General features: G+C 67.6%; 25 protein-coding genes and 1 pseudogene. 11 read left to right on the plus strand and 15 right to left on the minus strand.

Annotated features, from left to right (window positions below):
* The first annotated feature begins 423 nt into the window (after positions 1–423).
* Positions 424–978: a hypothetical protein gene (locus DID98_RS06485; protein ID WP_124520110.1), complete on the plus strand. Its 555-nt coding sequence runs from the start codon at positions 424–426 to the stop codon at positions 976–978.
* A gap of 59 nt (positions 979–1,037) precedes the next feature.
* Here the strand turns inward: DID98_RS06485 and DID98_RS06490 are convergent, their stop codons facing one another.
* Positions 1,038–1,748: a YceH family protein gene (locus DID98_RS06490; protein ID WP_044844969.1), complete on the minus strand. Its 711-nt coding sequence runs from the start codon at positions 1,746–1,748 to the stop codon at positions 1,038–1,040.
* Between the two features lie 416 nt (positions 1,749–2,164).
* Between DID98_RS06490 and DID98_RS06495 the strand changes: the two genes are divergently transcribed.
* Both DID98_RS06495 and hutC read left to right on the plus strand, forming a co-directional pair.
* On the plus strand, positions 2,165–2,929 hold the full coding sequence (locus DID98_RS06495; RefSeq protein WP_124520112.1) for an SDR family oxidoreductase: 765 nt from the start codon (positions 2,165–2,167) through the stop codon (positions 2,927–2,929).
* A gap of 43 nt (positions 2,930–2,972) precedes the next feature.
* A complete protein-coding gene (hutC, locus tag DID98_RS06500) occupies positions 2,973–3,710 on the plus strand; it encodes a histidine utilization repressor (RefSeq protein WP_044844967.1) in 738 nt (245 codons plus the stop codon).
* A gap of 174 nt (positions 3,711–3,884) precedes the next feature.
* On the opposite strand, the gene DID98_RS06505 is transcribed toward hutC, so the two are convergent.
* Complete coding sequence (locus tag DID98_RS06505; protein ID WP_044844966.1) at positions 3,885–4,733, minus strand: phytanoyl-CoA dioxygenase family protein; 849 nt, start codon at positions 4,731–4,733, stop codon at positions 3,885–3,887.
* Between the two features lie 55 nt (positions 4,734–4,788).
* Positions 4,789–5,592: an ABC transporter substrate-binding protein gene (locus DID98_RS06510; protein ID WP_124486032.1), complete on the minus strand. Its 804-nt coding sequence runs from the start codon at positions 5,590–5,592 to the stop codon at positions 4,789–4,791.
* Positions 5,593–6,082: 490 nt separating this feature from the next.
* On the opposite strand from DID98_RS06510, the gene DID98_RS06515 reads away from it, so the two are divergent.
* Together DID98_RS06515 and DID98_RS06520 are read left to right on the plus strand one after the other, a co-directional pair.
* The gene (locus DID98_RS06515) at positions 6,083–6,562 is read left to right on the plus strand and encodes a helix-turn-helix domain-containing protein (RefSeq protein WP_124486031.1); all 480 of its coding nucleotides are present in this window, start codon (positions 6,083–6,085) and stop codon (positions 6,560–6,562) included.
* A gap of 127 nt (positions 6,563–6,689) precedes the next feature.
* Positions 6,690–7,247, plus strand: a complete 558-nt coding sequence (locus tag DID98_RS06520) for a nucleotidyl transferase AbiEii/AbiGii toxin family protein (RefSeq protein WP_260426214.1) — start codon at positions 6,690–6,692, stop codon at positions 7,245–7,247.
* Here DID98_RS06520 and DID98_RS36615 read toward each other — a convergent pair.
* Complete coding sequence (locus DID98_RS36615; protein ID WP_409362334.1) at positions 7,129–7,494, minus strand: hypothetical protein; 366 nt, start codon at positions 7,492–7,494, stop codon at positions 7,129–7,131. The two genes, DID98_RS06520 and DID98_RS36615, sit on opposite strands and share 119 nt — an antisense overlap.
* Here DID98_RS36615 and DID98_RS36525 point away from each other — a divergent pair.
* Together DID98_RS36525 and DID98_RS06530 are read left to right on the plus strand one after the other, a co-directional pair.
* Positions 7,390–7,710, plus strand: a complete 321-nt coding sequence (locus tag DID98_RS36525; protein ID WP_185500305.1) for a hypothetical protein — start codon at positions 7,390–7,392, stop codon at positions 7,708–7,710. The genes DID98_RS36615 and DID98_RS36525 overlap by 105 nt on opposite strands.
* A gap of 33 nt (positions 7,711–7,743) precedes the next feature.
* Positions 7,744–8,610, plus strand: coding sequence for a LysR family transcriptional regulator (locus DID98_RS06530; protein ID WP_124486029.1), 867 nt, complete (start codon positions 7,744–7,746; stop codon positions 8,608–8,610).
* A gap of 58 nt (positions 8,611–8,668) precedes the next feature.
* Here DID98_RS06530 and DID98_RS06535 read toward each other — a convergent pair whose 3' ends face one another.
* From DID98_RS06535 to DID98_RS06545, 3 genes are all read right to left on the minus strand, one after another.
* On the minus strand, positions 8,669–9,148 hold the full coding sequence (locus tag DID98_RS06535) for a nuclear transport factor 2 family protein (protein ID WP_124486028.1): 480 nt from the start codon (positions 9,146–9,148) through the stop codon (positions 8,669–8,671).
* A 65-nt stretch (positions 9,149–9,213) separates the two neighbouring features.
* Complete coding sequence (locus tag DID98_RS06540; RefSeq protein ID WP_124520114.1) at positions 9,214–10,398, minus strand: amidohydrolase family protein; 1,185 nt, start codon at positions 10,396–10,398, stop codon at positions 9,214–9,216.
* Between the two features lie 80 nt (positions 10,399–10,478).
* Positions 10,479–11,678, minus strand: a complete 1,200-nt coding sequence (locus DID98_RS06545) for an amidohydrolase family protein (RefSeq protein WP_124520116.1) — start codon at positions 11,676–11,678, stop codon at positions 10,479–10,481.
* A 451-nt stretch (positions 11,679–12,129) separates the two neighbouring features.
* Between DID98_RS06545 and DID98_RS06555 the strand changes: the two genes are divergently transcribed.
* Complete coding sequence (locus DID98_RS06555) at positions 12,130–12,744, plus strand: glycine zipper 2TM domain-containing protein (protein WP_124520120.1); 615 nt, start codon at positions 12,130–12,132, stop codon at positions 12,742–12,744.
* Between the two features lie 571 nt (positions 12,745–13,315).
* Positions 13,316–13,822 (plus strand): GNAT family N-acetyltransferase, encoded by a 507-nt coding sequence (locus DID98_RS06560; RefSeq protein ID WP_124486024.1) that lies wholly within the window; start codon positions 13,316–13,318, stop codon positions 13,820–13,822.
* A 90-nt stretch (positions 13,823–13,912) separates the two neighbouring features.
* Here DID98_RS06560 and DID98_RS36175 read toward each other — a convergent pair.
* Together DID98_RS36175 and DID98_RS06570 are read right to left on the minus strand one after the other, a co-directional pair.
* A pseudogene (locus DID98_RS36175) lies at positions 13,913–14,271 on the minus strand (endopolygalacturonase); the annotation flags it as partial.
* Between the two features lie 181 nt (positions 14,272–14,452).
* Complete coding sequence (locus DID98_RS06570; RefSeq protein ID WP_124520122.1) at positions 14,453–15,034, minus strand: hypothetical protein; 582 nt, start codon at positions 15,032–15,034, stop codon at positions 14,453–14,455.
* Positions 15,035–15,502: 468 nt separating this feature from the next.
* Between DID98_RS06570 and DID98_RS06575 the strand changes: the two genes are divergently transcribed.
* Positions 15,503–16,861 carry an aspartate aminotransferase family protein gene (locus DID98_RS06575; protein WP_124520124.1) on the plus strand — a complete coding sequence of 453 codons (1,359 nt, stop codon included), beginning with the start codon at positions 15,503–15,505 and terminating at the stop codon, positions 16,859–16,861.
* A 163-nt stretch (positions 16,862–17,024) separates the two neighbouring features.
* Here DID98_RS06575 and DID98_RS06580 read toward each other — a convergent pair whose 3' ends face one another.
* The 5 genes from DID98_RS06580 to DID98_RS06600 form a co-directional block, all read right to left on the minus strand.
* Positions 17,025–18,317, minus strand: a complete 1,293-nt coding sequence (locus DID98_RS06580) for a serine hydrolase (RefSeq protein WP_185500304.1) — start codon at positions 18,315–18,317, stop codon at positions 17,025–17,027.
* Entirely contained in the window at positions 18,317–19,516 is a 1,200-nt protein-coding gene (locus DID98_RS06585) for a serine hydrolase (RefSeq protein ID WP_124520126.1), read from the minus strand. Before DID98_RS06585 ends, DID98_RS06580 begins: the two co-directional genes overlap by 1 nt.
* 69 nt (positions 19,517–19,585) lie before the next feature.
* Positions 19,586–21,001: a dihydropyrimidinase gene (gene hydA / locus DID98_RS06590; protein ID WP_124486019.1), complete on the minus strand. Its 1,416-nt coding sequence runs from the start codon at positions 20,999–21,001 to the stop codon at positions 19,586–19,588.
* A 10-nt stretch (positions 21,002–21,011) separates the two neighbouring features.
* Positions 21,012–21,740 carry an aspartate/glutamate racemase family protein gene (locus DID98_RS06595; RefSeq protein WP_124486018.1) on the minus strand — a complete coding sequence of 243 codons (729 nt, stop codon included), beginning with the start codon at positions 21,738–21,740 and terminating at the stop codon, positions 21,012–21,014.
* 52 nt (positions 21,741–21,792) lie between these two features.
* A complete protein-coding gene (locus DID98_RS06600; protein ID WP_124486017.1) occupies positions 21,793–23,091 on the minus strand; it encodes an MFS transporter in 1,299 nt (432 codons plus the stop codon).
* Positions 23,092–23,263: 172 nt separating this feature from the next.
* Between DID98_RS06600 and DID98_RS06605 the strand changes: the two genes are divergently transcribed.
* On the plus strand, positions 23,264–23,977 hold the full coding sequence (locus DID98_RS06605; protein WP_124486016.1) for a GntR family transcriptional regulator: 714 nt from the start codon (positions 23,264–23,266) through the stop codon (positions 23,975–23,977).
* A gap of 59 nt (positions 23,978–24,036) precedes the next feature.
* On the opposite strand, the gene DID98_RS06610 is transcribed toward DID98_RS06605, so the two are convergent.
* Positions 24,037–25,221, minus strand: coding sequence for a M20 aminoacylase family protein (locus DID98_RS06610; RefSeq protein WP_124520128.1), 1,185 nt, complete (start codon positions 25,219–25,221; stop codon positions 24,037–24,039).
* Positions 25,222–25,243: the final 22 nt, after the last annotated feature.

Here is a 25,243-nt window from a genome sequence, read left to right on the forward strand (position 1 = left end):
TGATTCTCCGGGGGACGTCTGGAATGAGGTGCAGGCTCGATTATGGCACTCGCGCAAGGCGGCAGCGAGGCGCGGCGGGGGCATGCGATCTGCGTCAAGAGGCCGGGCGAAAGAACGGCGATCCGCAACGGATCGCCCGGGCATTCGGCGCGTTGCGCCGATGCCGCGCGTTTCGGGCGCGCGCCTGCCGACGTTTCCGGGCCTGTCGACAGGGCTTCATGGAACGGGCTTCATGCAAGCGCCGCCGGTCGCCAGCCGCAACGCGACCCGGGGCGCCGGCCGTTCGGCCGAGTGGTCGCGTGTGGCCGACGTACCGTACGATCATCGCTGTCCGCTGCCGATGACGCCTCGCCTTCTGCGCAGGCGGCACGACGCACCACCTGTCTGTGATTGATCGTACGCAACATGACCCGACACGCCACGATGACCGTATCCGAACTGCTCAGCGCCATCCGCCAGCCCTACGCCGACCTGCTCGCACAAGCGGCAGCGCAACCGGCGGCCGTCGTCGAACCGGCCTACCGGAAAGCCGACGGCACGCTGGCCACCGAAGGCCCGCTCGCACTGCCGTGCCGCGCCGACATCGTTCACACCGAAGGCGAATCGGCCGGCCAGCCGGCAATGGTCGACTCGACCACGCAACTGGACTTCGAACCGTTCGCGTTCGAACTCGAAACGGCGGCGGTGTCGATCCGGCCGTTCGTGTGGGACTGGGCGACGATCGAAGCCGACGGCATCGGCGAGGCCGCGGCCACCGACGCGTTCAGGACATGGTTCTTCGCGTGGTTCGACGCCGACGACGTAGGCGAGCCGGCCGAGGACGGCCTGCACGGCATCGTTCACTATCTGTCGGAACCGGCGGGCACGGAGCAAGGATGGCGCGTCAATGCGGACCTGGGCTCGGCGCCGGGCGCGGCCGTCGAGGATCTGCTGTTCCGGCTCGTCGACGCAGGTGCCACGCGAATCAGCATCGGCTGAATCGCTTCTCCATCCACGACTCAAATGCGCGCCGGTGTCGAGTTGGCTCGGGCGGGCAATCAGCCGGCGTCGCCCGGGGTATCGACGTCGATCCCGAGTTCGGTCGCCATCCGCTGCACGAGTGCGTTCAGCCGCGCCACTTCATCCGCAAGCCGCTTCTGCTCGGCCTTGAGCGCCTCGAACTCCGACGGCGGAACGGAATCCGCGCCGCCGCCCGCGTCCGCACCGGCGTAGTCGGCGACGTTCACCTCGCCGCACATCAGGTGCATCCAGCGGTTCTCGCGCGCACCGGGCGCGCGCGGCAGCCGGACGACGAGCGGCTGCGCACGCGCCGCGAGTTCGTCGAGGAACGCCTCGACCGACGAGATGTCCGCGAAGCCGTGCAGGCGTGCGCTGTTCAGGCGCAGTTCGGCGGCCGTCTGCGGGCCGCGCAGCAGCAGGATCGTCAGCAGCGCGATCGCCTGGCTCGGAATCCCGAGCACGCGGTTCACATTGTGCTCGAAACGCGGCACGCGGCTGCTGCTGCCCTCCATCACGAGGCTCAGGTGCTTGAGCCCGTCGAGCGCGGTCGTGACTTCGTCCTCGCTGACGTTCATCACCGGCGAGCGCGCGGTTTTCTGGTTGCAGCCCGCGGTCAGCGCATTCAGCGACAACGGATAGGTGTCCGGCACCGTGTGCTGCTTCTCGACGAGCACCCCGAGAATGCGGGCCTCGAGGGGCGTGAGTTCGCGCAGGGCGCGTGGCGTGGGCATGTCCGGCGTGGTGTTCATGGATGGCGTCGCAGCGTGCAGCGGGTGAAGGGAAACGGTCGCGGCCCGTCCGGCGTCGCGAACGGGCGAGCCATATGATAGCTCGCGACGTGAGGCCCGGCGCCACTCGCCGCCGCGGCGCGCGCACTTGCCGCGGCCGGTTTTCGTCCAACGGTTCGGCCGTGCGGCGGCGCACGGCGACGCCTGCGTTCGGCCGCACGAACGCATGCTCCGCGCTCACGCGCGGCGTCGTCCCGCGTTTGCGCGTCGCGCAGGCCGGCGCTACGATATGCGTACACCCGGACGCGCGGCGCTCGGCCGGATTCGTCCGCCAGGTCAATACCGCGCATCGCCCGTCCCGCACGCCGTGCCGCCCCGCCTGCGCGCCGCGCCTGTCAACACGCTTCAACCGTTCACTCGTTCACTCGTTCACCGCCATGATCGCCTCCTCTCTCGCGCCGCACGTGCGCGCCATCGTCACCGGACACACGCGCGGCCTCGGCGCGGCGCTTGCCGAACAATTGCTGCAGGAAGGCATCGCCGTGCTCGGCGTATCGCGCAGCGGTCATCCGTCGCTCGCCGCGCAGGCCGGCGACCGTTTCGCCGAAATCGAACTCGACCTGTCGGACACGTCGGCCGTCGCAACCTGGCTCGCCGGCGACACGCTGCGCCGCTTCGTCGACGGCGCGTCGATCGTGCTGCTCTTCAACAACGCGGGCATCGTCGATCCGATCGGGCCGCTCGACGCACAGGATCCGGCGCTCGTCGCGCGCGCGGTCGGCCTGAACGTCGCGGCGCCGCTGATGCTGTCGGCCGCGCTCGTGCAGGCGGCAGCGGCGCCGACCGAATGCCGGATCCTGCACGTGTCGAGCGGCGCCGCGCGCAACGCGTACGCGGGCTGGAGCGTCTACTGCGCGACCAAGGCCGCGCTCGATCATCACGCGCGCGCCGTCGCGCTCGATGCGAACCGCGCGCTGCGAATCTGCAGCGTCGCGCCGGGCGTCGTCGATACGGGCATGCAGGCGACGATCCGCTCGACCAGCGAAGCGAACTTCCCGATGCGCGAGAAATTCGACGAACTGAAGTCGAGCGGCGCGCTATCGACACCCGAGGCTGCCGCGCGGCAGCTGATCGGCTATGCGCTGAGCGATGCGTTCGGATCCGTGCCGACGGCCGACGTTCGCGAACTGCCCGCGCCCTGATCCGGGATAGAATTTCGCGATTGCCCTTCCCCAAGGATCCCCGATGGTCACGAAGACCACCGCACCGTTCCAGCAGATCAAGACACTCGTTCGCCAGAACGTCGATGCGGGCGACTGGCGCCCGGGGGACCGCATTCCGTCCGAACTCGATCTCGCCGCGCAATTCGGCGTCGCGCGCATGACGGTCAACCGCGCGCTGCGCGAGCTGACCGAGGAAGGCGTGCTGAAGCGCATCGCGGGCGTCGGCACCTTCGTCGCCGAGGTGAAGCCGCAGTCGAACCTGCTGATGATCGCGCACATCCGCGACGAGATCCGCGCGCGCGGCCACGAGTACCGCTGCCGCGTGCTCAGCCAGTCGCGCGAGCCCGCGTCGTTCGACGTCGCGGCCGCGTTCGGGCTGGCGGTCAACACGCCGGTGTTTCACGTGGTGTGCGTGCACGAGGAAAACGGCCGCCCGATCCAGCTCGAGGATCGCTACGTGAACCCGGCCGCCGCGCCCGAATTCATCGATCAGGATTTCCAGGCCGAGCCACCGTCCGAATACCTGTTCAACAACGTGTCGCACTACGAACTGGAGATCGAGCACGTGGTCGACGCGTCGCTGCCGTCCGGTGAACAGGCGCGGCTGCTCGACATGCGCGCCGACGAGCCGTGCCTCACGCTCACGCGCCGCACCTGGACGAACGGGCTGCCCGTCACGTTCGTGCACTTCCTGCATCCGGGCAACCGCTACCGGCTCGGCTCGCGCTTCAAGCCGGGCGCCGGACGTCACCAGACCTGAACCTTCCTCAGCGCGGGTAAGAGACCACGCGCGGCGCGCGCATGGCGTCGCTGAAGGTCGCTTGCCGTCGCTTGCCGTCGCTTGCCGTCGCTTGCCGTCGCTCGATGTCGCTCGATGTCGCTCGATGTCGCTCGATGTCGCTCGATGTCGCGCGACGTAGTCGATCCGCGCCGCTCAGATCGCCCCGACCTGCCCCGCGCCGCGCGACCACACGACCGGAAACAGCGCATGCTCGAGCGGCGCGCCGTCGGGCAGTTCGTCGGCCAGTCCCGGGAAATCGGGCGACGTCTTCCAGCGGCGCGGCGCATGACGGATATCGTCGCCGACGAAGCGGATCGAGAACGCGCGCCGGCGGTTCTGCGTCCCGCCCGACGCATGCAGCGTCAGCATCCGGAAGCACACCATGTCGCCCGGCTCGAGCGCCCAGTGACGGATCGGGAACGCCGCGCGGTCGGCTTCGATGTCGGGCAGGTCGGCGAGGCTGCCTTCCGGGAACCACTTCGCCTCCTTGTCCATGAACGTGCGCGGCATCAGCCATGGCCCCTGGTGCGAACCCGCGACGAATTCGAGCGTCGATTCGAGCGGCACCGGATCGACCGGAATCCACATGCTGACGTTGTCGTCGCCTTCGATGTTGTAGTACGGCTGGTCCTGGTGCCACGGCGTGCGCTGCCGCGTGCCAGGCTCCTTCACGAGCAGGTGGTCGTGATGCAGCCGCACCGTCTGCGTGCCCATCAGCGCCGCGGCCACCGACGGCGCGGGCGACCGCACGATGAAGTCGCGATACGCGTCGTTGTGCTGCCAGTTGCAGAAGTCCTCGAAGAACCAGCCCGGATCGTCGGGCCGGCTCGCGACCTTCGCGCGCGCGCTCGGCTGCGCGAGGTTCGCGTCGATGCCGGCACGCAGCGCGGCCACTTCGTCGGGCGAGAAGATGCCCTTGATGCATACCGCGCCTTCGTCGCGGAAGGCGGCGATCAGTTCGGGCGTCACGGCTTTCGCGACGCGTTCCTGGATACTCGTCATGGGTTGCCTGTCGATTGATTGAGCCACGGGGTCATGGAATTGCAGGGTCACGGGTTCACGGCGCGGAAGTCAGCTGCTGCTTGGCGCCGTAGATGTCGAAGTCGAAATATTTCGCGGCGATCTTCTGGTACGTGCCGTTCGCGCGGATCGCGACGATCGCGTCGTTCAGCCGCTTCTTCATCTCGGCGTCGCCTTTGCGCACGCCCATCGCGACGCCGTAGCCGGTGATGCGCACGTCGGTCACGTCGGGCCCCGCGAATGCATAACCCTTGCCGCGCGGCGTCTTCAGGAACGAATAGCCGGCTTGCGTCTTGTCCTGAAAGGTCGCGTCGAGGCGGCCGTTCACGAGATCCTGATACACCTGGTCCTGGTTCTGGTACGACACGATCGTCACGCCCTTGGTCGCCCATTCGGCCTTCGCGTAGGCCTCCTGCGTCGTGCCCTGGTCGATCCCGACGCGCTTGCCCGCAAGCGACGCCGCGGTCGGCAGCAGCTTCGAGCCGGCCGGTGCGACGAGCGCGCCCGGCGACGCATACAGCTTGTTCGAAAAGTCGATCTGCTTGAGCCGCTCGTCGGTGGCCGTCATCGCGGACATGATCACGTCGAACTTGCGCGCGCGCAGCGCCGGAATCATCCCGTCGAAACCCTGCTCGACCCACACGCATTTCGCGCGCAGCTGCTCGCAGATCGCATTGCGCAGGTCGATGTCGAAGCCGGCGAGCGAGCCGTCGGGCTGCTTCGCCTCGAACGGCGGATAAGTGGGATCGATGCCCCAGCGGATCGTCGCCGTGTCCTGCGCGAACGAGACGAGCGGCGCGAACGCCAGCGCGGAAGCGAGAAGCCTTGCAGTGCGGTTCATGGTGTGTCCTTTTGGTCTCGACGTGGCGGGGGAAGGCGCCGGGCGTCCGTTGGGGAGCGTCGTGCCGGCTGGCCCGGCGCGGTACGCGAAAGACGGGGACTTCGATGAAGCTGCGATGCAGTCTAGACCGCTTGATTTTCGAGCGCAAGCGGAAGGAATGGATGTGGGGCGGATTGAGGGAGTCGGGGAAATTAAATCGGGGCAAGGAGCGGGATAGATGAGCAAAAAATGGACATTTACACGATTTTCTCCATATTTTGAGCGTTTACCCGGGGTGATGCTTGACTGCCACAGAACGAGTTTTCACGGATTTCCGTCGAGCGAGTATGTCTATACAGCGCGACCGATCGCCGTCTCTCGCAACATTTTCTTCGCTTGAATAGACCATCCATCCTATACCGCACCCGCGTCCATGCGTGACAATGCATACCATCGAGATGTAAGATATAACTTACATTTTCGTGCGGTGAACCTGCGTCGGGAGGTGAACATGCAACTCTATGAAATCGGTCAGGCCGTTGCCAAACGGCGGGCGGAACTCGATCTCACACAGGCCCAGCTTGCAAAACTCGCCGGATTGTCTCGTCTCACGGTGAACCAGCTCGAAACCGGCAAGGTCAAGGATCTTGGAATCAACAAGCTCATCCCGTTGCTCAGCGTGCTCGGCATCGAACTCCTGGCGCAGCCGCGATCGGCCCAAAGCGGCCTCTACAAGGCCGTCGTGAGCTCGAACGTCAGCTATAAGGGTGAATTGACCGAGCGACTGCTGGCGGACGCGCTGACCACGGGACAAATTCCGGCAGGGTACGAATCGCAGATCTCCGTCATCCTCGACGAGGTACCGTTGCCGGTGGTGGTGAAGGCCGCCGAAGAAGCGGCCGCACGCTCCGGCACGCCGCTTCGCGCCATCTGGAAAAACCTGGCCGCATGGTCGAAGGACCTTCATCTGTACCGGGAGGTATGGGCATGACTGCACCGGCCGAATTGCCCGACGGCCCGTGGCAGGGGCTTTTCCGCAAAACGCTGACGCTAATCGACGAGATACGCCAGTACGGCACGGCACATCCGTTCTGGACATTTGGCGGCGGCACCGTCCCATGCTGCGTCACGGACATCGTGTCAGCAAGGACATCGATATCTTCGTACCCGACCCGCAGTACCTCGGGTACGTGAACCCACGCATCAGCGACGCCGCATCCGACATCACGACCGAGTACGAGGAACACGCCGGTTTCGTGAAACTGGTGTTGCCCGACGGTGAAATCGACTTCGTGGTCTCCCGAAACCTGATGTCTCCCGGTTACGACAAATGGATGCTGATGGACCACATCGTCAAGGTCGAGACTTCAGCGGAAATCGTGGCCAAGAAAATGTGGCATCGCGGAGATCGTCCCACCGCGCGAGACCTGTTCGATCTCTGCCTGGTCATCGAGCGGGAGCCGGAGAGCCTGATGGAGGCAAGCGCATTTCTCGTTCGCCATCGAGATACCTTCCTGCATCTGCTCGACGAACGTCGCACGTTCGTTCAGTCTCGCTTCAACGATATCTCGACACTCGGTTACACGCCGTCGTTCGACTACTGCGTGAATCTGGCCGGCGAGTTCCTCCGCCAGCTTCCCGACACCGGCACCGCGCGCAAATCGCATCCCCGCTGACGCCACTGCCCTTTCGCTGCCCCCGAAATCCGCTCGATCTTCGTATACCTCGGCTGCGCGCATGCCACAGCGGTGTCTCGCCGTTCGAATCGGCCAGGTTCACGTCCGCCTTCGCATCCACCAGCAACTGCACGATCCGCACATGGCGCTCGCCGCCGTCGCCGAGCGCAATCGCTTCCAGCAGCGCGGCCGCGCCGAGCCGGTTCACGTGATCGACCTTCACGCCCGTGTCGATCAACGTGCGCACCGTGTCGCCGTGGCCACGCTCGGCCGCCCCTCGAGCGCGCCACCGTCGGCGGCGGCACTCGTGAGCTTCATCAACACAAACGCGCCGACGATCGCCATCCGTTTGAAAAACCCCCGGTGCCTCCTTGCAAGTCCGCCCGCACAGCCGCGCCGGGTCCGGCGAAACCGCGATTGCCCGCGGTCTCGGGCCATGTTAAAAGTCGTCGCACGCATTTGAAAATGAAATGCTCGAATCCGCAAAAGTGCAGAAATGAATAGACCTTTGTTCGACCTCGACCTGTTGCGCGCGCTCGTGATGGTCGCCGACTGCGGCAGCTTCACGACCGCGTCCGCGCGCCTGCATTCGACGCAGTCGACGGTCAGCCAGAAGGTGCGGCGGCTGGAGGAGATCGCCGGGCATCGCCTGCTCGACCGCGGCACGCGCGACGTGCGGCCGACCGACGCCGGCGTGACGGTGCTCAGCTACGCGCGGCGCATGATCGCGCTGAACGACGAGATGCTGGAAGCGCTGTCGGGCGCGACCGTCGCACTGACGATCCGGCTCGGCGTGCCCGACGACTTCGCGGCGGGCCGCACGACCCACGCGCTCGCCGCGTTCAAGCGCGATCATCCGCAGGTGAAGCTCGAGGTGACGTGCGGGCTGAGCCGCGACATCTGCGCGGCCTACGATCGCGGCGAGCTCGATCTCGTGCTGATCAAGCAGCGGCGCGACAGCCGCGAGGCGGTGGTGCGCTGGCCGGAGAAACTGCGCTGGATCGACAGCGCGCAGCATCCGACGATCGACCTCGACCCGGTGCCGATCGTCGTGTTCCCGCCGCGCGGGCTTTATCGCGACGACATGATCAAGGCGATCGAGGAACGCGGCCGCCGCTGGCGGATCAGTTTCACGACGTCGAGCCTGAGCGGGATCCAGGCAGCCGTCGCGGACGGGCTCGGCATCAGCGTGCTGCCCGCGCGCGTGGTGACCGACGACCACGTCGTACTGACCGACGCGCACGGCGGCTTCGCGCCGATCGAGCACATGGACATCGCGATCCTGCATCGGCCGACCGCCGATCCGATGGTCAGCGAACTGACGAAGGCGCTCGCGGCGATGCTGGAGCACGAGCAGGAATGAGCGCAGCGATGCGGGCGGGCATCGACCGGGCGGCGGCGGATGTCGAGAAAACCGACCGTCAGAACATCGTGTTCCCGTTCGCCGCCTGCTCCGGCACCGGCTGGTTCACGTCCCAGTGTTCGACGATCTTGCCGTGTTCGAGCCGGAAGATGTCCACGATCGCGCTGCCGCGCGTGCCGGGTTCGCGCACCGCGTGCACGTGCAGGATCACGTAGTCGCCGTCGACGAACGAGCGCTTGATCTCGCTGTGCGACTGCGGATACTTGTCGCGCAGGAACGCGACGAACTTGCGGAAACCGTCGCGGCCGTCGGCCGCGTTCGGGTTGTGCTGCACGTACCGGTCGCCGACGTACGCGAGGGCGGCATCCGCATCCTTCTCGTTCAGGCCTTTCTCGTAGAACGCGAGCACCGTGCGGCGATTCGCCTCCTGCTGCGCGCCGTCCGCGCCCGCCGCCATCGCCTGCGCGGCCGCCGTCGCGAACGTCGCCGCGGCGATCCATCCTGCGGCCCGTGCGGCCATCGTGCGTGTGCGTCGCATCGTCGTCTCCCGGAAGATCAGGCTGAAGGAAGCCCGATCATAACCGGCACGATGCGGCGCCCGGTTCAGACCAGCGCGCCGTCGCGCGCGACGATCTTCCCCGACGACACGACGAGCCGCCGCGTCGGCCGCGCGACGACGGCCTCGGCGAACGTCAGCGCATCGACCAGCACGACGTCCGCGCGCTTGCCTGCTTCCAGGCCATAGTCGGCGAAGCCGCAACCGCGTGCCGCGCCGTGCGTCACGCAGTCGAGCGCGACTTCGAGCGCGTCGTCGCGGCGGAAATCGTTGCGCATGCCGATCAGCATCGCGCGTTCGAGCATGTCGGGCGAGCCGTACGGCGTCCACGTGTCGCGCACGCCGTCGTTGCCGCCGATCACGGTCACGCCGGCCGCGCGGCACGCAACGACCGACGGCACCGGCACCGCGGCCGGCGCGGTCGTGACGATCGCGACGCCGAGTTCGGCCATCCGCGCGAGCAGCGCGTCGCGCTCGCGCTCGGCGATGTCGCCGAGGCAGAAGCCGTGGCTGATCGTGACCTTGCCCTGCATGCCGAGCGCAGCCGTGCGCTGCAGGATCAGATCGAGCGAATACGCGCCCATCGATCCGCGTTCGTGCAGATGCAGGTCGAGGCCGCGGCCATGACGCTCGGCGATCCCGAACAGCACGTCGACCGCCTCGACCGGATCGCCTTCGATCGCGCACGGGTCGAGGCCGCCGAGCAGGTCGGCGCCCGCGCCGAGCGCGTCGGACAGCAGCGCGGCCGTGCCGGGCCGCTTGAGCACGCCCGACTGCGGAAACGCGACGATCTGGATCTCCACCTGGCCGCGCAGCGTCTCGCGCGTCGCGAGCACGCCGTGCAGATGGCGCAACCCGGCTTCGGTGTCGACGTCGACGTGCGTGCGGATGCGCGTCGTGCCGGCCGCGAGGAACGCGCGCGACAGCGCGAGCGACGCGGCGCCCGCGTCATGGCCGCTCGTCGCGCGGTAATTGCGCTCGTTCTCGATGCGGTCGACGAGACGCGGCCCCACCGCGTTGCGATACCACGGCATCCCCCAGTGGGTCTTGTCGAGATGCGTGTGGCCTTCGACGAGGCCGGGCAGCGCGAGCGCGCCCGCGCCGTCCTCGATCGCGCAGCCGGCGGGCGCGTCGAGCGACGGGCCGACGCGCGCGATGCGCTCGCCGTCGATCAGGATGTCGAGCGCTTCGTCGGCGTGCGTGCGGACGTTGCGGATCAGCAGGTTCGTCATGTCGGTTCCGGTGTGGTCGGTCAATCGTTCAGTCAGTTTGAAGCCGTCGCGATGCACGCACCGCGACGGCGGTCGGGTCGTCAGCGCGTGAAACGCAGCGCCGGCGCGAACGGCGCGCCGGTGTCGCTTTCGCCGCGCCGGAACACCCAGCGTTCGGCCGGCACGCCGGCGACGGCGGCCGCCGCATTCGGCGCGCGCACCGCGACGAAGCTCGCGTCGCAGCCGACCGCGATGCCGTAGTGCGCGAGGCCGAGCGCGCGCGCGCCGGCGTGCGTCGCCATGTCGAGCGCGATGCCGAGCGCTTCGTCGGTATGGAAGCCCGAGCGGTAGCCGACCATCATCGCGCGCTGCAGCATGTCGCCGTTGCCGTACGGCCACCACGCGTCGCGAATGTTGTCGTTGCCGGCGAACACGTGGACGCCCGCGTCGCGCAGCTGCTGAACCGGCGGGAATGCGCAGTCGCCCGGCGCGTTGGTCAGGATCGACACGCCGGCGTCGGCGAGTGCCGCGGCCGCACGCTCGACGTCGCCATGTTCGACCTGGCCGAGCGCATACGCGTGGCTCACGTTCACGCGGCCGCCGAGGCCGGCTGCGCGCGTGCGCGCCGCGATCCGCAGCAGTTGCGCGATGCCGGTCTCGCCCGGTTCGTGCAGGTGGATGTCGATCTTCGCGCCGCGCTTCTCGGCGATGCCGAACACGATGTCGAGCTGGCCGTCCGCGTCGCCGTCGAGCGTCGTCGGGTCGATCCCGCCGACCACGTCCGCGCCTTCGCGCACGGCCGCATCGAGGAGCGCGGCAGTGCCCGGGCACGTCGCCACGCCGGCCTGCGGAAACGCGACCAGTTCGATGTCGACGATTCCGCGCCACTGTTCGCGCGCGGCCATCACGGCGTGCAGGTTCGACATGCCGGTCGTCGCGTCCACGTCGACGTGGCTGCGCATCGCGATCGTGCCGAACGCGGCGGCCTGCGCGATCAGCGCATTCGCGCGCTCGACGATCGGCGGCGCGGCCGCGAGCTGGCGCTTCTCGACCACGAGCCGCTCGCGCAGCGAGTCGACCGATTGGTGCGGCACCCAGCGGTCGCCGACGAAACTCTTGTCGAGATGGATGTGGCCGTCGACGAAGCCGGGCAGCACAACGCGGCCGCCGAGGTCGATCGTTTCGGCGCCGGGTGCGGCAGTGCAATCGGTGCCGATCGCGACGAAGCGGCCGTCATGGACGACGAGGTTGACGGGCCGGCCGCCGGCATCGACGGCGTTGGTGAAGAAGCGATCGGTCATGAGTCGGAATGAGTGGGGCGGCCGCTGCGCGACGCCGACGCGGACAGGGGAAGGCACCGCAGCCGGCACGGCGCGACCGTTGGCAGGGATGTGCGGTCACGATATCGGACGGGGCGGCCAGTGGCCAATTAAATGTCGCGATGCCGCGCATTCGATTTCGCGATATGCGGGCGAGCTGCCCGTCGGGCGTGGCGCGAAGATGGGGTGTGATCACCGGGCGGGCGCCCGCGGGTGCCGATCGTCGCACAATCGGCGCCCTCACGCGGCTGCCGGACGGCGAACCGCATCGTCGAATCTCGGCCGCGCCGCACCGCGATTTGCGCGGCAACAGACTTTACACGTTGTTACCCGGCCGCACCGGACGCGCATCCGCCCTTTCCTTATACTCACGCCGAGTTCGCCACCCGTCCCGGAATTCGTCGGCGAACACGTTGCCGATGCAGGAAACATCATGATGCGCATGCCTTCCACGAAGACCGTTCTGTTCGCCACGCTCGTCGCCGTGGCGGCGCTTCCGCTGACCGCCTGTGTCGCGCCGGGCTACTACGGCGCGCAACCGGGCTATCCGCAGCAACAGTACGCGACGCCCGGCTACGCGCAACCCGCGTATTCGCAACCGGGTTACGTGCAGCCGCAGCAGCCGGCCTATCCGAACCAGGCGCCGCAGTACGACCAGTACGGCAACCCGCAGCCTTACGGCGGCCAGTACGGCAACGGCTACGGCACGCAATACGGCACCGTCGCGAACATCCAGCCAGTCAACGGCTCAGTCGGCACGTCGGGCGTCGCCGGCACCGTCGTCGGTGCGCTGGTCGGCGGCCTGGTGGGCAACCAGTTCGGCCGCGGCCACGGCCGCGATGCGGCCACCGTGATCGGCGCGCTCGGCGGCGCCGTCGCCGGCAACCAGATCGGCCAGCAGATGGGCGCGGCCCAACCGCCGAGCAGCTACCGGATCGACGTGCGGGTGAGCGACGGCTCGACGCGCTCGTTCGACGTGCAGTCGCCGGGCGACCTGCGCCCGGGCGATCGCGTGCAGATCAACGGCAATCAGCTGTCGCGGTATTGAGGCGGATCGCATGCGCCTGAGCTGATCGGGCGCATCACACGTATCGCGGACACCTCACGTCGCGGAGGCGGTATCGAGGCGGATCGCATGCGCCTGAGCTGATCGGGCGCATCACATATATCGCGGCCCCCTCACGTCGCGGACGTATTTCGCGTGTCCGGCGGCGCTTCGTCGCAATGGCCGGCACGCGCTTCACTTCATCCCTCTTCCACGAGTCGGCGCGGCATGCCTGTCGCGCACGGCACTGCGTCGTCACGTTCCTCACGTCGCGCGCCACATGCACGCGTTCGCGTCCAACGCAACGGCAGGTGCGTTCGCATCCGGCTCGTTTCCACGCGCATGCGTTCGGCGCCCCGAGCACGATTGCCTGCGGACTTCGCGAACGCGCAGCGATGCTCCACGCGTCATCCCGACCATCACTCGCGCCTCGGTAGCGCGCTTCACGCCTGTCGATGCGGCGTGCCGATCGCACCGGCAAATGCGTGTGTTTTCGATTAGCATCGGTCGATGCCTTGCCGCGCACGGCGCCGCAGATTCCGACCTTCCGGCACACCAACGACAACACCGACCGATGATCACGATCCGCCTGCTCGACGCCGCCGACGCGGCGCAATTCCAGTCCGTCCGCCTGCGCGCGGTCGACTCGTCGCCGACTTCGTTCCTGCCGACCCGCGACGAGGAAGCCGGCGTCCCGGTCGACGAATTCGCGACGCGCATCACGCCCACCCACGAGCGCGCCGTGTTCGGCGCATTCGACGATGCATCGCTCGTCGGCATCACGGGCGTGCGCCGCGACGCGCGCGCCAAGGTCGCGCACAAGGCGACGATCTGGGGCGTGTTCGTCGACCCCGCGTATCGTGGCCGCGGCATTGCGCAATCGCTGCTCGACGGCGCGACCGCGCATGCGGCGCATGCGTGGAAGTGCAGGCAACTGATCCTGTGCGTGAACGAGATCAACGGCACCGCGGAACGCTTGTATGTGTCTCAAGGGTTCGTCCGGTTCGGCACGGAACCGCGTTCGCTGTTCGTCGACGGCCGCTTCTACGATGAACATCACATGGTCAAGACGCTGGCATGACGCGTCGCGTTCGCGCGCATCGGCCGGCCGCACGCGAACGCCCCTCCACCCCGTTGCGCCACCGCTTGCCGGTGCTCGTCGCGTTGCTGCCTGCCTGGCGATCGTCACGTTCGTCAGCGTCATCGCGCTCACGTTGAATGCATGGATCGCCCCCGGCGATGTGACCATCGGCATGCCCGATACACCGGCGTGCCGAAGTCGTAGTTGCCGATCGTCACGCGGGAAATCGGCTGCACGGCGGGCAGCGGCGGCGTGCCGTTGTAGTCGAACGCAACCGGCCCCTGCACGACGATCGCCTGGAAACACGACGCAGTCACGCCGCTCAACGTCACGTCCGAGATCGCCACGTTCCGCGCGACCGGCGGCCGCGTGTGTACCGCATCGTTCGCGGGCTGATCGTCGCGGTCGAACGCGCCCCATTCATATGTCGTCGTACCATATTGTGCAGCCTAGACGCGATCGAGGCTGGGGATGAATTGGTTGTTTACTCCGTTTATATTGGTTTAATGCCGTAAATGTGAGTACACACTCACTTCCAATTTCGCGCCCCTAGAGATAGGTTGTCGTATGTTTATGCGCAAAAACTTCGACTGAAAAACCCCGCCCGATACGTCCGACGGGGCCACGGCCTTACTCGCCGACTGCGGAAACCCGCTCCACCGCCGGCTCGCGACCAGCCGACGCGGCCGGTTCGAACACCAGCACGACACTGGCCGGATTACGGCCGACAGTCGGCTGCCCGGTTGCGTGCACGTCCTGCACGTGCGCGCTGATCTTCACGTCATGCGTTTCGTCGTAGCCGTCGAAACCGTCGTGTCCGCGCTTCGCCAGCCTGACCGGCCGGCCGGCGCCAGGCACCGTGCCCCGGTCGCCCGCGTTGTCCGTCAGACCGACCTTCACATCGGCCAGGCCGTCAACGCCGCTCGGCGATCCGGACGGCCGCAACAGTACGACGTTGATATCGGGATTCGTCGCGCGCACGCGAATCGGCAACGTTGCGCCGACGGTCTGCTGCGCGCCGCCCGTCGCGTTCAGTTCGACCACATCGCCCAACGCCGAGTTGTCCGGCCTCGAAACGAACAGACTGTCGCCGATGTTCGCGGTCAGCGTGATCTTCTTGACGACCGCCTGCGGCGATGTCGGCCCGGCGTACGTCAGGCCGGCCAATGCGCAGCAAGCGGCGAGCGCGGCGAGTTGATGGTGGATCTTCATTGTGAGGTCCCGCTTTCAGGATGGTTGAAACCCGGTTGCCGAAATAGCCGGCCCGTTTCGAGCGCCCGATCACCATCGCATGAAAAATCGGCATTCCGTTATCCCGAAATTGGCCTGCAATGCGAGGTGGAATTCGCTTCGCTCAGCCGTATGCGTGTGCGATCGAAGCACCCGCCAGCCATTGCGATCGTGCGTCGGATACGCTGCACAGCCAGCAACGATGGCATCCGGCAGATCGCATGCGCCACGGCTTATCACCACGATAGGTCGCGAAACCTCATACCAGAATCCATGAAAACCTTCATGTTTCTGCCGGGTTTCGATTTACCTGTGCAATCTCGAAATCAAACAGGAATTCGCCGCGAACATGCCGTACTCACTTGCGCATCGGTGTCGGTAATTCTGCGTCTGTTCAGCCCCCGCCCGCCGCGCTATCGTTGCTCCACCTTCACAGCCCAGGAGTTGCCTTTGCCTTCCCGCCACGGAGTCGACCTCATCCGCGCCCGCGCGCTGTTCGATCGCGAGCGCCGTGCATTCACCGAAGCCATGCCGATCTCCCGCGCGTTGTCCGCGGAAGCGTCCGAGCATTTGCTGTTCGGCGTGCCGCTGCACTGGATGCAGGACTGGTCGACCCCGTTCTCGCTGGTCGTGAAGGAGGCGCGCGGCGCGACCTTCACCGACGTCGACGGTCATCGTTACGCGGACTTCTGTCTCGGCGACACGGGCGCGATGTTCGGCCATGCACCCGAGCCGGTCGCACGCGCGCTCGCCGAACAGGCGACGCGCGGCTACACGACGATGCTGCCGAGCGAGGACGCCGCCTGGGTGTCGCGCGAACTCGCGCGCCGCTTCAGGCTGCCGGTCTGGCAGTTCGCGCTGAGCGCGAGCGACGCGAATCGCTTCGTGCTGCGCTGGGCGCGCGCGGCCACCGGCCGCAACACGATCGTCGTGTTCAACGGCTGCTATCACGGCACGGTCGACGACGTGTTCGTCGATCTCGTCGACGGCCGCCCGGTGCAGCGCGACAGCCTGCTCGGGCAGTCCTACGACCTGCTCGCGAACACGCGCGTGGTCGAGTTCAACGATCTGGCCGCGCTCGAGGCGGCGCTGAAGGATGGCGACGTCGCATGCGTGCTCGCCGAGCCGGCGATGACGAACATCGGGATGGTGCTGCCCGAGCCGGGCTTCTGGGAGGCGGCGCGCGAACTCACGCGCCGCTACGGCACGCTGCTCGTGATCGACGAAACCCACACGATCAGCAGCGGCCCGGGTGGCTACGCGGCCGCACACGGTCTCGAACCGGACGCGCTGGTGGTCGGCAAGCCGATCGCGGGCGGCGTGCCGTGCGCGGTGTACGGATTCAGCGCCGAATTCGCGGAACGCGCGAAACAGGCGAAGCTGAGCGCACCGCCCGGCCATTCCGGGATCGGCACGACGCTCACCGCGAACATGCTCGCGATGCATGCGATGCGCGCGACGCTCGCCGACGTCGCGACCGATGCCGCGTATGCGCATATGTTCGAACTGGCCACGCGGCTAGCGACCGGGCTCGAACAGGCGATCGCGAAGCATCGGCTGCCGTGGTGCGTGACGCGCATCGGCGCACGCACCGAGTTCCAGTTCACGCCGGTGCCGCCACGCAACGGCACGATCGCCGGCGAGCAGCTCGACAGCGAACTCGAGCACATCGTGCATCTGTATCTGCTGAACCGCGGGGTGCTGATCACGCCGTTCCACAACATGATGCTCGTGTGTCCGCAGACGACGGCCGACGATGTCGACACGCTCGTCGCGCAGTTCGACGCGTGCCTGGGTGAACTGGTGTGATGTGGGACACGCGGTGTGTCCGGCCCGCCTGCATCGGGCCGACCGGACACATGCCCGACGCTACTTCGGCAGATCCGTCGAATCGACCTGCGCGCCGGGCACGCCCACGGAGCACGCACTCACTTCCCGCTCCACACGCAGCGCCGCACACGTATCGACGCGCCTACTTCGGCAGATCCGTCGGATCGAGCTGCGTGCCGGGCACGCCCGCGGTGCGCGCACTCACTTCGAGTTCGTCGCGCAGCGCCGCAAGCGTATCGCCGGCGCCGCCGCCCTGCCCCGACGCCGCACCGCCATCGAGCGCCGGCAGGATGTAGCCGTTCACCATCCGCCGGAACAGCTTCACGTTCTCCGCGTCGCGCAGGCCGCCGCCCACCGGCAGCACGCCCGTCATCACGATCACCGTATTGCGCTTCGGCAACACCGTGATGAATTGCCCCTTGAAGCCCATCGCGTCGAATTCCGGCTCGCTGTCGACGATGTTGTTGATCCACCAGTAGTAGCCGAAGTGCGGCGACACGCGCGGCGCCGTCATCTGCGCGATCCACGCCCGCGGCACCACCTGCCGCCCCTGCCAGTGCCCGCCGTCGAGCACGAGCATGCCGATCTTCGCCATGTCGACGGCGCGCAGCCGCAGCCCCCAGCCGGCCGACACGAGCCCGGTGCGATCCGCGCGCTCCCATGCCGCGCGCTTCATGTCGAGCGGGCCGAACAGGTGCGTGCGCGCATAGCGCTCGACGGGCTCGCCGGCCGCCGCGCTCAACATCGCCGACGCGAGGATCGGGTTCACGTCGGTGTACTCGAACGCGGTGCCCGGCGCGACCTTCGGCGCGGCCGACGCGGCGAGCTTCAGCCGGTCCGGCGCGGTGTAGTAGATCGGATCGTCCTTCGGGCTGAAGTCGTAATGCAGGCCGCTCGACATCGACAGCACGTGCTTCAATTCGATGCCGCGCTTGTCCGCGAGCGCGCCGCCGAGCTCGGGGCGCCACGCGGCAAGCCGCGCGGCCACCGGCTCGTCGAGCTGCACGGCGCCCTGCTCGACCAGGATGCCCGCGACGAGCGACGTCACGGCCTTCGTCACCGAGTACAGCTCGTAGGTCGAGTCGCGCGACGCGTTCGCGCCGTAGCGCTCGAAGATCAGCTTGCCGTCCTTCACGACGAGCAGGCTGTACACGTCGAGCTTCTGCTCGCGGATCCAGCGCGACAGCGCGACGAGCCTGCGCGAATCGACGCCGACGTCTTCGGGTGCGGCCGCCGCGATGCCGGTTTCATGCAGCGGCAACGCGTCGGCCGCGTGCGCCACGGACAGCATCGGTGCCGATGCCGAGGCCAGCGCCCCGCCGCCGATCAGCAACGCGGCAACCCGTGCGAGCAGCCGGCGCATGAACGGCGCAGCGGGCCGCCGTGCATCGGAACGCCACACGGACGAATGGTCACTGAAATTTGCAATCCTCATCAAATCTCCGGTGCATCGTTGAACGCGGTGGCGGTACCGGGCACCCCCTTCGTCTGCCGGCTGCGCTCGAGTTCGTCGCGCAGCGCCTGCGTGGCTGCCGCGCTTTCGACCGGCGGCCGCGCGGGCGTGAGCGCCGGCAGGATGTAGTCGCCGACCATCCGCCGATAGAGGTTCAGGTAGGTCGCGTCGCGCAACCCGCCGTCGGTCGGCAGCAGGCTCGTCATCACGACGACCGCGCGCTGCGCGGGCAGCACCGTGATGAACTGCCCCTTGAAGCCCATCGCGCCGAATTCCGGCGTGCCGCGCTCGACGACATGGCCGATCCAGCAGTAGTAGCCGTAGTCGGCCGCGGCCGGCGATGGCCTCGTCATCTGCCGGACCCAGCCGGCCGGCACGACCTGCTTGCCGTTCCAGCGGCCATTGTCGAGCAGCAGCATGCCGATCTTCGCCATGTCGACGGCGCGCAGCCGCAGGCCCCAGCCACCCGCCACCGCGCCGGTGCCGTCGGCGCCGCTCCAGCGGTAGTGCGCGAAGCCGAGCGGCTCGAACAGCCGCTCGCGCGCGAAGTCGTCCTCGCGCTCGCCCGCGGCGATCGACACGGCCGTACCGACCAGCACCGGGTTCACGTCGATGTAGTCGAAATGCGTGCCGGGCGGCTGCGCGGCACGGCTCGTCACGGCAACCTGCAGCCGGTCGGGCGCGTCGTAGTACAGCGGATCGGTGCCTTCGCGCGTCGTGTAGCGCAACCCGCTCGACATCGACATCAGGTGCCGCAGCTCGATATCCTGCTTGTCCGCGAGTTCGCCCGCGAGATCGGGCCGCGCGGCCGCGATCAGCGGCGCGACCTTCGTCGACGGGCCGAGCTTGCCCTCGCCGTCGAGAATGCCGGCGAGCAGCGCGGTGATCGTCTTCGTCACCGAATACAGCTCGTAGTTGTTGTCGCGCGTGAGGCCGTCGCCGTAGCGCTCGAACACGATCTTGCCGTCCTTCACGACGACCAGGCTGCGCACGTCCATCCGGTCGCGGCGCAGCCATTCGGACAGCCGCACGAGCGGCGCCGAATCGACGCCGGCCGCTTCGGGCACGACGCTCGGCGGGTCCTGCGGCGCGCCGCCGGCAGCCAGCGCCGGGCCGCCGCCGCATGACCCGGCGACGATCGCCGCGGCCGCGAGGCCGCGCATTGCGAGGGAAACGCTCATCGTAGCTCCTGTTGAAACGGCGCCCGCCGCGTCGCGCGGGCGCTCACATCGCAATCGCATCGCGCGACATCAGTCGAGGCACGGCTTGCCGGCCGGCAGGAACTGCCCGCGCCCCGGCTCCGCCGCGAGCAGCCGGCCGTCCTCGACGAGCAGCTCGCCGCGCGACAGGCAATGACGCGGCCAGCCCGTCACCTCGATCCCTTCATAAGGCGTGTAGTCGACCGCATGATGCAGCGACGCATTCGCGATCCGCACGCGCTTGTCCGGATCCCACACGACGATATCCGCGTCGGCGCCGACCGCGATCGTCCCCTTGCGCGGATACAGCCCGTACAGCTTCGCGGGGCGCAGCGACGTCAGCTCGACGAACTGGTGCAGCGACAGGCGCCCGTTGCGCACGCCGTCGAACAGCAGCGGCAGGCGCGTCTCCAGCCCCGGAATGCCGTTCGGGATATGGTCGAACGAGACGGCCTGCCCGCCCGGATGCTTGCCGCACGGATCGTCGTAGTTGAACGGCGCGTGATCGGACGAGAATACCGAGAACACGCCCTGCTTCAGCGCCTTCCACACCGCCTGCTGGTTCGCCGGATCGCGCGGCGGCGGGCTGCATACGCATTTCGCGCCTTCGTAGCCGTCGTGACCGTGATGACCGAGATCGGCGGCCGTCAGATACAGGTACTGCGGGCAGGTTTCGGCGAGAATTGGCAGCCCGCGCGACTGCCCCCAGCGAATCTGCTCGATCGCCTCGGCGCCCGATACATGCACGATCAGGATCGGCACGTCGACGAGTTCCGCGAACGCGATCGCGCGATGCGTCGCCTCGCGCTCGACCACGGCCGGCCGCGCGTGCGCATGAAAATGCGGCGCGACGTGGCCGTCGCCGAGCAGCCGCTCGGTCAGCCAGCCGATGCAGTCCGAATTCTCCGCATGCACCATCACGAGCGCGCCGTGCTCGCGCGCGACCGACAGCACGTCGAGCATCTGCCGGTCGTTCAGCTTCAGGTCGTCGTAGGTCATGTACACCTTGAACGACGTGTAGCCGTTCGCGATCAGCCGCGGCAGCTCGTCGGCCAGCACGTGCGGCGTCGGATCGGCGACGATCAGGTGAAAACCGTAGTCGATCAGCGCGCGCCCTTCCGCGCGCCGGTGATAGTCGTCGACGGCCGCCTGCAGCGACTGCCCCTTCGCCTGCGCGGCGAACGGCACGACGGTGGTCGTGCCGCCGCACAGCGCGGAGCGCGTGCCGGACAGGAAATCGTCGGCCATCTTCAGCCCGTCGGGCATCGGCTGGTCGAGGTGGCAGTGCGCATCGACGCCGCCCGGCATCACGAGCATGCCGCTCGCATCGAGCTCGCGCGGCGCGCGCGGCAGCCCGTGGCCGAGCATGGCCACGCGCCCCGCGCGGATGCCGATGTCGCACGAGAACCGGTCCGCCGCCGTCACGACGTCCGCGTGACGGATCACGAAATCGAGATCGTTCGACATGACGCGCGCCTCAGATCACGTCGCTGAAGAGACGCCCCCAGCCCTTCACCTGCCGCGTGTCGTAGTCGGCGAGCTGCAGCGACTTCCACACGACGGTCGAGATCGTGTCGTAGATCGGAATGCCCGTCTCTTCCTCAAGCGCCGGCACCAGGTGCGCGGCGTTCAGGTTCGTGCAGAAGATCGAGATCGCGCGCGGGCCGGCCTTCGCCACTTCGCGCACCATCCCGCCGATCTGGTCGCCCGTCACTTCGGAGAACGAGAAATTGACCTTCAGGTTCAGATGGCGCTCGGCGATGCAGTTCAGCCCCGAGCGGCGATAGTTGTCGACGATCTTCGTCTGCACGTCGTCGAGATACGGCGTGACGAGGCCGAACTCGTGCGCGTTCGTCTTCTTCAGGATCTCGTTGAGCGCGAGCACCGAGGTCGTGGCGGGGATCCCGGTCGCTTCGGTGATGCGCTGGCACAGCCGCTCGTCGGCCTCGAAGCCGAGCCAGCCGGACGACGTGCCGTTCCATGCGATCACGTCGACCTTCGCGTCCGCGAGCAGCATCGCGGCCTGGATGATCTTGTCGTCGTCGAACTGGCCGAGCGCCTGGCCCGTCAGCGAGATTTCGGTGACGGGAAAGCGCGCGAAGTGCGCGGACACGCCCGGCAGGCCGGCGACCATCGCGCTCGTCAGCGGTTCGAGCGACGTGTTGGACGAAGGGGTGAGCATGCCGAGCAGGGTACGTTTCTTCATGATGGGTTTTCTCTCTACCAATGAATGCAGTCGATGCAGTGAAAGGGGTCGGTCAGACGGGGAGCTTGTTTTCGTAGTCGATCGCGCTGGAGCACACGAACAGGCCGACGCCGGCCGCCGCGAACACCATCAGCGCAAGGAAGTAGGAACCGGTGAACTGCACGATCGCGCCGACGAGGATCGGCACGGTGATGCCGCCGATGTTGCCGCCGAGGTTCATGAGGCCGCCGAGGAAGCCGATCTTGTTGCGTGTGCCGAGCGACGACGGGATGCACCAGTACAGCCCGCACCAGCGCAGGAAGAACAGCGTCGTCGACAGCAGCGCGACGCACACGACCGGGCTCTTCACGTAGGCGACGGAAAAGATCGACACGGTCGCGATCACCGCGGCGATGCCGAACAGCGTGCGCATCACGACGTTCGGACGCCCGCCCGCGGCTTTCCACTTGTCGGCGATCCAGCCGCCGAGCAGCTCGCCGACGAAGCCGCAGAAAAAGATGATGAAGGTCGACCCGCCCATCTGCTTGATGTCGAAGCCGTGCACCTTGTGCAGGTAGTTCGGCATCCACGTGAGCAGCCCGTAGAACACGCTGTTGAAGCACATCCAGCCGAAGAACATGCACCACACCGAGCGGTATTTGAAGAAGTCGCGCGAGCGCCCCGATGCACCGGCCGGCTCGGCCGCGAGGTCGCTCGCGTGCGACGCCTCGATGTAGTCGGCCTCGAGATCGTTGACGCCCGGATGCTCGCGCGGCGTGTTGCGGATGTAGTACCACGCGAGGAAACCGGCCAGCACGGTGCCGACGCCGGCCACCGCGAACGCGAGCCGCCACGAGCCGAGCAGCGCGATCAGGCCGGCGATCAGCACCGCGCCCAAGGCCGCGCCGAGCGGCGCGCCGCCGTCGAGCAGCGTGGCGCCGCGGCCGCGCTCGGTCTGCGTCATCCAGATCGCGTTGAGCTTGCCGCCGGCCGGATAGATCGGCGCTTCGGATGCGCCGAGGCCGAGGCGCGTGAGCAGCAGCGACGGCGCGTTCGTGCACAGCGCGGCGATCGCCTGGAAGAAGCCCCAGAACACGGTCGCCGTCGCGATCACGATGCGCGGCTTGAACCGGTCGGCCAGCATCCCGCCCGGGATCTGCATCACCGCATAGGTCCAGAAGAACGAGCTGAGGATCAGGCCCTCCATCGCCGGCCCGATCTTGAACTCCTGCGAGATGTAAGGCATGGCGACGGACAGCGACGCGCGATCGACGTAGTTGATCGCGATGAGGCTCAGCATGACGACGAATATCTTCCAGCGGACGGCGGACTTGCCGACCGTCAGGGCGGCGACACCGGAGGTTGAAGACATGGACGGACTCCAGGGATGAACGAGGATGGTCAGGACGTCGCGCAACGTTGAGCCGAGTATAGGATTAGAAATTTATAATTACCGTTAGCGTAAACGCTTGGTTTCATTGAATTTGTTTTATCACTATCGTGGTGCAGGGTAAGCCCCGATATCGTGATAAGCTTGCGCCATCATGAGCCAGACACCCCGCAATCCCCTGCTTCTGCGCACGCGCGGCATGGCCGCGGAGATCGCCGCGCGCCTGCGCGTGATGATCGACGAGGGCGAACTGCCGCCCGGCGCGCGGATCGACGAAAAGGAACTGAGCCTCGCGTTCGACGTGTCGAAGACGCCGCTGCGCGAAGCGCTGAAGGTGCTCGTCGCGGAAGGCGCCGTCACGCATCGCCAGTACATCGGCTATCGCGTCGCGTCGATCGACATCGACGATCTCGTGTCGACGTTCGAGCTGCTGCACGGGCTCGAGGCAATGGCGGGCGAATTGCTGCGCAAGCGGATCGGCACGTCGACGCTCGCCTCGCTGCAGGCGAAGCACCGGCGGATGGTCGAGTGTCACGAGGCCGGCAAGCGGGTCGAGTATTTCCGGCTGAACCAGCAGATTCATCAGATGATCATCGACGCGGCCGGCAACCCGGTGCTGTCGGGCATTTATGCGTCGCTGATGTCGAAGGTGCACCGCGCGCGCGGCGCCGCGAACGCGGACACGCTGCGCTGGGCCGAATCGCTGCACGAGCACGAAGCGATCATGGCTGCGCTCGCCGATCCCGACCACGCACGGCTGCCGCAGGTGCTGCGCAGCCATTCGGAGAACACCGCGCGCGAAGTGCTGGCGATCCTCGATCGCACCGGCACGGCCGACGTGTCGGCCAAGCGGGCGGCCGAAGCGTAACGGCCTGCCGGCGAACCGAACGCGTAGCGGGGCCCTGCGAACAGACCGCCGACGGCCTGCTACGCCGCCTTCAACGCCCGTCGCGCCACCTCCGCGAAATACCGCGCGCCGACCGGCAGAATCTCGTCGTTGAAATCGTACGCCGCGTTGTGCAGCGGCACCCCGCCGCGCTCGGCCGCTTCGCCGTTGCCGATGAACACGAAGTTGCCCGGCACCGCCTGCAGGAACGCGCCGAAGTCCTCCGAGATCATCATCGGCTGCACGTCGGCGTTCACCGCGTCGGCGCCCGCGACGTGCGCCGCGGCCTCGACGGCCGTGTCGACCCATTCCGGGGAATTCACCGTCGGCGCGAACTCGTGCGTGTATTCGAACGTGCAGGTCGCACCGTGCGCGCGGCAGATCCCTTCGCTGATCTCGCGCATCCGCGTTTCGAGCAGCGTTTGCACGTCGCGCGCATAGCTGCGCGTGTCGCCCTTGATCGTCACCGTCGACGGCAGCACGTTGCGCAGCCCGTCGGTGATGAACTCGGTGCACGAGATCACCGCCTGCAGGCCCGGATCGAGATTGCGCGACACGATCGTCTGCAGCGCGAGCACGATCTGCGAGCCGATCACGATCGGATCGATGCCCATGTGCGGGCGCGCCGCATGCGTGCCGCGCCCGTCGATCCGGATCACGAAGTTGTCCTCGCTCGCCATGATGCCGCCCGCGCGCGTCGCGAACGTGCCGGCGCGCATGCCCGGCATGTTGTGCGCGCCGAAGATCGCGTCGACCGGGAAGCGCTCGAACAGCCCGTCGGCCATCATCGCCTTCGCGCCGCGGCCATGTTCCTCGGCCGGCTGGAAGATGAAGCGCACGGTGCCGTCGAAGTCCTTGCGCTCGGCCAGCAGTTGCGCGGCGCCGAGCACCATCGACATGTGGCCGTCGTGCCCGCACGCGTGCATCTTGCCCGGCGTGCGCGACGCATGTTCGCGGCCCGGCGCGTGCTCGGCGATGTTCAGCGCGTCCATGTCCGCGCGGATGCCGATCGCGCGCGTGCCGGTGCCGGCCGTCAGGTTCGCGACCAGCCCCGTGCCGCCGATCCCGCGCTGCACGTCGAGCCCGAGCGTCGTCAGGATCCGCGCGACGTAGTCCGACGTGTTCACTTCCTCGAAACCCGTCTCCGGGTGCTGGTGCAGATGCCGGCGCCAGGTTTTCAGCCGGCCCTGCAGCGTGCTTCCTGCCGTTGCGTCCAGTGCGTCCATCGTGCTTGCCTCGTCGGTCGTC

Origin of the sequence: Burkholderia sp. Bp8984 (assembly GCF_003853755.1) — a bacterium.
Taxonomy (GTDB): Bacteria; Pseudomonadota; Gammaproteobacteria; order Burkholderiales; family Burkholderiaceae; genus Burkholderia.